This window comes from Endozoicomonas sp. (genome assembly GCF_031844845.1).
Lineage (GTDB): Bacteria > Pseudomonadota > Gammaproteobacteria > Pseudomonadales > Endozoicomonadaceae > Endozoicomonas.
Genome location: NZ_JAVRMB020000157.1, coordinates 1 through 8,059, shown reverse-complemented (window position 1 = coordinate 8,059; position 8,059 = coordinate 1). Strand labels below are relative to the sequence as shown.

Genomic DNA, 8,059 nt, shown 5'->3' with positions numbered 1-8,059 from the left:
CTCCGGCTGCGGGTATAAAGATCCATCAGGTCTTTCGGGTCTTCGCAGCGGTAACCAAAACGGGCACCATCAAACCGGGACAGGTTGGAAGACGCTTCTGCCGGAGCAATAACATAATAGGCAGGAATGCAAAGTTCGGCGTTGGGCAGGCTGACTTCCTTAATGTTGGCACCCAGCTTTTCATATTCAGCGATCGCATTGCGAATCTGTTGCTCTACTTCACTGTCCAGTCCGGCGGTGAAATACTCTTTTGGCAGACCGATGGTCAGGCCTTCCAGTGAGTCATTCAGTGTTGCCGTGTAATCCGGCACTTCCCGGTCCAGACAGGTAGAATCCCTGGAGTCAAAGCCTGCCATGGTGTTCAGCATGATAGCGGCGTCCCGGGCGGAGCGCGTCATTGGACCGGCCTGATCCAGACTGGAAGCATAAGCCACCATGCCATAGCGGGATACTCGTCCATAGGTTGGCTTTAAGCCGGTAATGCCACAATGGGACGCTGGCTGGCGGATAGAACCACCGGTATCTGTACCTGTGGCGCCAGCGGCCATCAATGCGGCTACCGCTGCGGCTGAGCCGCCGGATGATCCACCGGGAATGGCTGTTTTGTCCCAGGGGTTTTTAACCGGACCATAATGGCTGTTCTCATTGGAAGAGCCCATGGCAAACTCATCCATATTGGTTTTGCCCAGCATTACCGCTCCGGCTTCTTTGAATTTACCGGTGACGGTGGATTCGTAGGGGGCAATAAAGTTGTCCAGCATTTTTGAGCCACAGGAGGTTTTTACACCTTCTGTGCAAAACAGGTCTTTATGAGCAATGGGAATGCCGGTCATGGCATTGGCATCGCCAGCGGCACGACGCTGGTCGGCTGCTTTAGCCTGTTCTATGGCAATTTTTTCGGTGACGGTGATGAAGCTATTAATGTCACCATCAAACTGTTTGATTCGGTCAAGATAATGTTGTGTCAGCTCGACGCTGGATATTTCGCCACTGGCTAATGCCTGGCTTTGTTCTGCAATGGTTTTATCGTACATGGGATTCAGTCGGTTGGAAGGCTTTTTGGTAGTAAAGAGTAGTGTTGAAGAATGTTATTGAAGAGGCTTATTCAATAACACGAGGCACCAGAAAGAGGCCTTCTTCAACGGCAGGAGCACAGCTTTGCAGCTGTTCACGTTGATTGCCTTCTGTTACTTCATCCGCCCGTAGTCTCTGGATGGCGTCCAGTGGGTGCGCGAGGGGTTCAACTCCCCGGGTGTCTACGGCCTGCATTCTATCAACCAGTTCCAGTATGCTGCTGATGGTGGCGGTGGTTGCTTCCACTGCATCGTCGTCAATGGACAGACGTGCAAGGTGTGTAACCTTTTTGACTCCAGAGGCGTCGATGGCCATGGGTTTCTCCAGATAAATAACAGGTTAATGTATGGGCTATCCACTTATTTCTCAAGGGTTTCATGGATATGTATGCGGGAAGTTACCTGAGTTGACTCTACAGAAAAGGTAAACAGAGCGCGAATTGTTGTGAAAACAGTACGCTCTCCGTTGGAAAAATACATGGACAGTGACCTGTTTTTTCGGTACATCCCGGTAACGGGGTCTTTGTCTGAGTACTTTTCCTGATATGAATAATTCAGGCACAGTTCCCACACGCACAATTGCTGCTTGCCCTCAGGAGACAGCATTGTTAGAGTTTCTGTAACTATTAAAGCCTTGAATCAAGGTACACCATAACATGTTAAAAAGGTTACGCGGCCTGTTTTCCAGCGATCTCTCGATCGACCTTGGAACTGCCAACACACTAGTTTATGTCCGTGAAAAGGGCATAGTGTTAAATGAACCCTCCGTGGTTGCCATCCGGAATATGGGCTCTCAGAAGAGCGTAGTTGCCGTGGGTACCGATGCCAAACGGATGCTGGGTCGGACTCCCGGTAATATTACCGCAATACGGCCAATGAAGGACGGCGTGATTGCGGACTTTGATGTCTGTGAGCGTATGCTCCAGCACTTTATCAATAAAGTGCATGAGAACAGTTTTATCCAGCCCAGCCCGAGAGTGCTGGTCTGTGTGCCCTGCAAGTCAACCAAGGTTGAAAAGCGGGCCATTCGTGAATCGGTACTCGGTGCCGGTGCACGGGAAGTGTATCTGATTGAAGAGCCCATGGCGGCAGCCATTGGTGCGGGTCTGCCGGTTGAAGAAGCCACTGGTTCCATGGTGGTGGATATCGGTGGTGGTACCACTGAGATTGCTATTATCTCCCTTAGCGGTGTGGTTTATTCCGAGTCTGTACGCATTGGTGGTGACCGCTTTGATGATGCGATTGTGACTTATGTTCGTCGCAACTATGGCAGCCTCATTGGTGATGCTACCGCTGAACGCATCAAGCAGGAAATTGCCATCGCTTATCCCAGTGATGAGCTTCTTGAAATTGATGTTCGCGGTCGTAACCTGGCTGAGGGTATTCCACGGAGCTTTACCTTGAACAGCGGTGAGATTCTGGAAGCACTTCAGGAGTCTTTGACAGCGATTGTTCAGGCAGTAAAGAGTGCTCTGGAGCAGTCTCCACCCGAACTGGCGTCGGATATTGCTGAGCGTGGTCTGGTGCTGACCGGTGGTGGTGCATTGTTGCGGGATCTGGATAAACTGATCAGTGAAGAAACCGGCTTGCCAGTGCTGGTGGCTGAAGACCCTCTCACTTGCGTAGCCCGTGGGGGCGGCAGGGCGATTGAGATGATGGATAAACACCGTATGGATCTTTTATCCACTGATTAATTGAGACGCAGTCGCTGTTAGTCTGTTAGTGAAAAAGTGTTGGTAAAATGATCAGCAATACGTCTTTGGAGGTATTGCTGATTTGCTATTTTGGCCTGGTAAGGAGCAGGTTATTAAACCGATTTTCAGTCAAGGCCAGTCCCTGGTTACCCGATTTATTCTGCTGATCATTCTGTCACTGGCACTATTGTATTTTGATCACAGCTATCGAGCACTGTCGCAGGTTCGTCAATGGCTCACCGTTGCTGCTACTCCCGTTTTATTTCTTGCGGATCTGCCCGGACGTATCTGGGGAACGGCGTCACAAGTCGTTATGTCACGGAACGATCTGTTGCAGGAAAATGCCCGTCTGAAAGCCAGAAGTCTGATTCTTGAACAGAAAGTCCAGAAACTGGCTTCTCTGACTGCTCAGAATATTCGCCTGAAAGAGTTGCTGAATTCTTCCGAGCTGGTGGATGAACAGGTGTTAGTCTCAGAAGTCGTCGGTGTGGATCCGGATCCATTCAGGCATCGAGTGGTCATCAATAAAGGCTCTTTCGATAAAGTCTACGAAGGTCAGGCCATTCTGGATGCCCATGGTGTTATGGGGCAGGTGATTGAAGTCAGTCCTGTGAGCAGCAGGGTGTTGATGCTGACTGATATGGCTGCTCGTATTCCTGTTCAGAATAACCGAACCAAGTATCGGGCTATTGCTGCCGGTACCGGCCGGACTGATCGTCTTGAATTGCTGCATATTCCGGTTACCGAGGATTTTCAGGAAGGTGATCTGTTAACCAGCTCCGGTCTTGGTGGTATTTATCCGGAAGGGTATCCCGTCGGTGTGGTTACTCAGGTCAGGCATAAACCCGGTGACGCTTTTGCCACCATTGAAGTGCGTCCTCTTGCAGAAGTGAATCGAAGCCGGGTTGTACTTCTGGTCTTTCGGGAAGTCTCAGAGCTGATAGAGTCAGTGGAGATAGAGGCAGGAAAGGTGAAAAAATCGGATGAGGCTCAGGAATAATGGTTCAGCAGGCTAATGCCCACTGGGTTGTATGGATGACCCTGCTGGTGGCTGCGATGTTCAGTATCATGCCATTACCTGAGTGGTTATCACTGATTCGCCCGGCATGGGTGCCCCTGGTGGTCATTTACTGGGTTCTGGCTTTGCCGGAACGATTCGGTCTGTTGTTTGCCTTTGTCACCGGCCTGTTGCTGGATGTCTTTCAGGGAAGTCTGTTTGGCCTGAACTCTCTGGGTATGGTAATGGTGGCCTTTATTGTGCTCAGCATGCAACGACGGCTGAGGCTTTTTCCTGTCTGGCAGCAAGCATTTATGGTGTTTTTAATGGTTGGTTTTTACCAGCTGTTACTCCTTTGGGTGCGCAGTGCAACCGGGGATACTATTCCATCCGTCTGGTATCTTCTGCCTTGTGTTTCCAGTGCGGTGATCTGGCCCTGGGTGATGTCCGGGTTACGCTATTTGAGACGTTATTTTCGTGTGATTTAGTCCCGAAAAGGTCTTGAATGCCGATTTCTACCCCCTCCGTCTTTCCCGCGAAGGAGGGTGTCGCAAAAGGGCAAAACACCCCCCGGCCGTCATCCTCGCGAAGGCGGTTGTCCAAAACCCTCCACGCTCTGCGTGGTAGCGCCAGGACCCAACCACAGACACGATTCCTGTGGTTGGCTATGCATTCCCACGCAGAGCGTGGGAATGAGGTTCACACCGTCATCCCCGCGAAGGCGGGGGGATCGGCATTTTCAATCTTTTGCGACAGGCTCCTGCGCGGGAAAGACGGAAGTGGTATAAAACAGCATCGAATACCTTTTGCGACAACCTCGCAGGACCCACAGGGCCTAAAAGCGTGGGAGCGAGGCTTCACAAAATTTCAAGAACTGACTCTGGTGGACGGCCAATTTTTGCTTTTTGACCATTGATCACGATAGGGCGTTCAATCAATTTCGGGTATTCACACATGAAGTTGATCAGTTGTTCTTCGGTCAGAGATGCATCTTTAAGATTGTTATCCTTGAACTCCTGCTCTCCTTTACGTAGCAGGTCACGGGCACTAATGTCCAGCAGACTCAGGATTGACTTTAGTTTATTCGTATCCGGTGGTGTTTCCAGGTACAACACAATTTCCGGAGTCAGCCCCTGTTCTTCCAGAATTGTCAAAGTCTGGCGGGATTTTGAACAACGTGGGTTGTGATAGATAGTAACGCTCATAGATAGCCTGTATACGGAATAATGCTGCTGAATATAGATATTTTCCGCAAAGACTATCAACCCTGAGGGATTCTCTGCAAATCATTTGTAATAGCCATCGGAAACCACTTCAAAACACGGCATTATCAACGGTGAAAATCTGTGTGTTGACGGGAGGGATAAACCATGTCCGGAGCAAAGCGATTGAAACTGATGCTGACCACGATTTCTATTGTGGTTCTGACCGGCTGTGCCACCCAAAAGGTAGACTGGGACTATGACACTGAGCGTTCACTGGGGGGAATGAAGTCCTATCGCTGGATCGAACCTGCTTCGGAATCAAAGCAAATGGGCTACCACTTTGAAGCCCTGATGGATAAGCGGGTGCATAGTGCAGTGGATGGTGTGTTAGAGAGTCAGGGTTTTCAGCGCATCGACTCAGAAAAGGAAGCAGTGGACTTTCTGGTCAATTACATTGCCAGCCAGAAAACCCGCAGGGAAGAACGACAGGTGACGACTTCTTTTGGCTATGGTTTCAGTCCATGGGGGCTGGGGGTCAGTACCGACAGCCGTGTGCAGGAGTATGAAGAAGGCTCCCTGATCATTGATATTATTGATCCGGAAACCAAAAATGTTGTCTGGCGTGGGCGCTCAAGAGCCCGAATTCAGGAAGACCTTTCTCCTGAACAACGGACCGTCAAAATTAATCAGGCTGTAGACCATATTCTTGAAGGTTTTCCCAGGCCGAAGCAGTGAATTCCGTATAGATAACCTTTTTCAGAAAATACAGGTAACGTGGTATGCGTCTGCTGTTGATTGAAGACAACAGAGAAATTGCCGGAGTCATTCTCGATTACTTCGAAGCCTTCGGCCATCAGCTGGACTATACGGCAGATGGCCGTCATGGCCTTGAACTGGCCAGCGAGCAGTATTTCGACCTGATCATCCTGGATATCATGTTGCCCGGCATGAATGGTTATCAGGTTTGTCGCGAGTTGAGAAAGCGACGGGTTACTACTCCGGTTTTAATGCTGACCGCCCGGGATACCACGGATGACACTCTGCAGGGTTTTGATGAAGGGGCTGATGACTACCTGGTGAAGCCGTTTGATCTGAAAATCCTTGAAGCGAGAGTGAAGGCTCTTGTTCGCCGAAACAGTCCGGGAGCATTCAGTGATTCTCTGGTTTATGAAGATTTGACGCTTGATTTGGGGAATCACTCAGCCCGGCGTAGTGATCAGGAAATCTCACTTAATCCTACCTGCTTTACCTTGCTCAAACTGCTGATCAGCAAGGCTCCCGACCTGGTTACCCGTGAAGAGATGATGTATGCCATTTGGGGGGATGAGCCACCGGATGGGGATGCCCTGCGCAACCATATTTATCAACTTCGGGGCGCGGTGGATAAGCCATTTAAACACGCCATGATTACCACGGTGCCAAAGGTAGGGTATCGTCTCCAGCCAGCACATTGAAAATACAGGGAACTCTCAGGGTGCTAAACAGGTTTAAGGCGAGAGGGAGGCTATTTTCCCTGCAATGGAAGATGACACTGGTTTTTTGCGCCGTAACCGCTGTTGTGCTGGTCATTAATTTTTTGTTGTTCTTTGTCACATTGCATTTTACCGAAGATGAAGTCAGTAACCGCAGGCTGGCTTATCTCAGTGACTTTGCTATCAGTGAATATCAACGGGGCTTTCTGGGCCCCCTGGTGCTTGATCATCTGACGGTAGCTTATGACCGTTATGAAAGTACTCCGATTGAGTTTCAAAAGCGATTTTCAGCCCACTGGAAGGGTGTGGAAGACTTTGCTTATCAGGAACCGGATTCGGGGAAGGGAAATTCCGCCACCGTAATGGCCATGACCATGACGATCAATGGCCAGTTAAAGCCGCTTTTTATTGTTGAAGACAGTGCTCGTATAACGTTGACTGATATGGAAGAGCAGTCTCTGACAATGGGTGTGATCCTTTATTCAATATTCATACTGTTTGCCGTCTGGTGGTTAATTTACCGGATTTCCGGCCATCTGGCTGCTCCATTGCATGAGCTGGCAAGGGTGATCAAGCAGAGTCATGGGGATGATCTTACGCCTATAAAGCCAGAAGCTATAACAACTGAAGAACAGGCGGAACTGATCGAGGCGCTGAACGACTATCGTCTGAGAATATACGCGTCTATTCAACGGGAAAGGGCTTTCAGTCGTTATGTCAGCCATGAGTTGCGCACACCGTTGATGGTGATGTCTGGTGTTGCGACGTTGCTGGGTGTTTCACGGGAGCCTGTATTTATTGATAGACAACGGCAGCGGCTTGAAAACTCCTGCCAGAATATGCAGGACATCACTGAAACATTACTGAGCCTGGTGCGACAAAAGCCTTTCCCTTCAGACGTCAGGACTATTGTTGACCAGAGCTTTATTGAACGCTTGATAGATGAACATCTTCAGCTGATTCAGGACAAAACCATTGTCGTAAAAACCATAGCTGCTGAGTCGATTACATTGGGCGTGCCTGCAACAGTAGTGAGGATTTTGCTGGGCAATCTGATTAAAAATGCTTTTGGTTATACCCAGTCTGGAGAGGTTCTCTTTCAGTTGGAAAATCACTGCTTTACGGTTTTTGATACCGGCCCGGGGACAGACAATACGCCTGAAGAACATGATGGTCATGGTTTGGGGTTAATGATGGTCAGGGACATCTGCACACGACAAGGGTGGTATTTTTCCATTGAAAATCGTGATGACCAGACAGGCTGCCGGGCAGTCATTAACTTTTCTTTATTCCCGGGGAGCGCGCCATAGCTGGCTATTATTCGTGGTTTCTCCTTGTTCTGGTATCCGGAGCATGGGAACGAGGTCATCATCCGGACGCGGCCTGAGTTGTCTCAATAAGCTGACGTGCCGGGAGCCCGATACTTCAGGCTCATTTTATTTTGGAAGAGACTAAAAATACGAATATTGAAATTTTGCGCTAGTCTGATTGAGTTGTGTTTATCATCCAGTGGCTGTGTCACCCTTTGCATCATTTATTGTTCTACTGTAACTGCAGGTCTGTCAGTTCGGGGTTGAATTGACCATGCTTTATCGACTGGTTCTTATCACCTGCCTGG

Annotated in this window: 10 protein-coding genes; 6 read left to right on the top strand and 4 right to left on the bottom strand. The window is 49.5% G+C overall.

Annotated features, from left to right (window positions below; translation table 11 throughout):
* From RM811_RS08015 to RM811_RS08005, 3 genes are all read right to left on the bottom strand, one after another.
* The coding region (locus RM811_RS08015) for an amidase (protein WP_402522703.1) at positions 1 to 1,034 on the bottom strand (1,034 nt) is incomplete at its 3' end.
* Positions 1,035 to 1,101: 67 nt separating this feature from the next.
* On the bottom strand, positions 1,102 to 1,389 hold the full coding sequence (gene gatC / locus RM811_RS08010) for an Asp-tRNA(Asn)/Glu-tRNA(Gln) amidotransferase subunit GatC (protein ID WP_402522701.1): 288 nt from the start codon (positions 1,387 to 1,389) through the stop codon (positions 1,102 to 1,104).
* Positions 1,390 to 1,433: 44 nt separating this feature from the next.
* Positions 1,434 to 1,679 (bottom strand): hypothetical protein, encoded by a 246-nt coding sequence (locus RM811_RS08005; protein WP_402522698.1) that lies wholly within the window; start codon positions 1,677 to 1,679, stop codon positions 1,434 to 1,436.
* A 50-nt stretch (positions 1,680 to 1,729) separates the two neighbouring features.
* Between RM811_RS08005 and RM811_RS08000 the strand changes: the two genes are divergently transcribed.
* From RM811_RS08000 to mreD, 3 genes are all read left to right on the top strand, one after another.
* Entirely contained in the window at positions 1,730 to 2,767 is a 1,038-nt protein-coding gene (locus RM811_RS08000; RefSeq protein WP_402522696.1) for a rod shape-determining protein, read from the top strand.
* 82 nt (positions 2,768 to 2,849) lie between these two features.
* The gene (gene mreC, locus RM811_RS07995; RefSeq protein ID WP_402522694.1) at positions 2,850 to 3,767 is read left to right on the top strand and encodes a rod shape-determining protein MreC; all 918 of its coding nucleotides are present in this window, start codon (positions 2,850 to 2,852) and stop codon (positions 3,765 to 3,767) included.
* A complete protein-coding gene (gene mreD / locus RM811_RS07990) occupies positions 3,767 to 4,252 on the top strand; it encodes a rod shape-determining protein MreD (protein ID WP_402522691.1) in 486 nt (161 codons plus the stop codon). The genes mreC and mreD overlap by 1 nt, the downstream gene beginning before the upstream one ends.
* Positions 4,253 to 4,621: 369 nt before the next feature.
* On the opposite strand, the gene arsC is transcribed toward mreD, so the two are convergent.
* Positions 4,622 to 4,969, bottom strand: a complete 348-nt coding sequence (gene arsC / locus RM811_RS07985; RefSeq protein ID WP_402522688.1) for an arsenate reductase (glutaredoxin) — start codon at positions 4,967 to 4,969, stop codon at positions 4,622 to 4,624.
* Positions 4,970 to 5,134: 165 nt separating this feature from the next.
* Here arsC and RM811_RS07980 point away from each other — a divergent pair, with 165 nt between their 5' ends.
* The 3 genes from RM811_RS07980 to RM811_RS07970 all read left to right on the top strand — a co-directional run bounded on the left by RM811_RS07980 (position 5,135) and on the right by RM811_RS07970 (position 7,751).
* Positions 5,135 to 5,704 (top strand): DUF4136 domain-containing protein, encoded by a 570-nt coding sequence (locus tag RM811_RS07980; RefSeq protein WP_402522686.1) that lies wholly within the window; start codon positions 5,135 to 5,137, stop codon positions 5,702 to 5,704.
* 44 nt (positions 5,705 to 5,748) lie between these two features.
* Positions 5,749 to 6,423, top strand: a complete 675-nt coding sequence (locus RM811_RS07975; protein WP_402522684.1) for a response regulator transcription factor — start codon at positions 5,749 to 5,751, stop codon at positions 6,421 to 6,423.
* Positions 6,424 to 6,494: 71 nt separating this feature from the next.
* A complete protein-coding gene (locus RM811_RS07970) occupies positions 6,495 to 7,751 on the top strand; it encodes a sensor histidine kinase (protein WP_402522682.1) in 1,257 nt (418 codons plus the stop codon).
* Positions 7,752 to 8,059 lie beyond the last annotated feature (308 nt).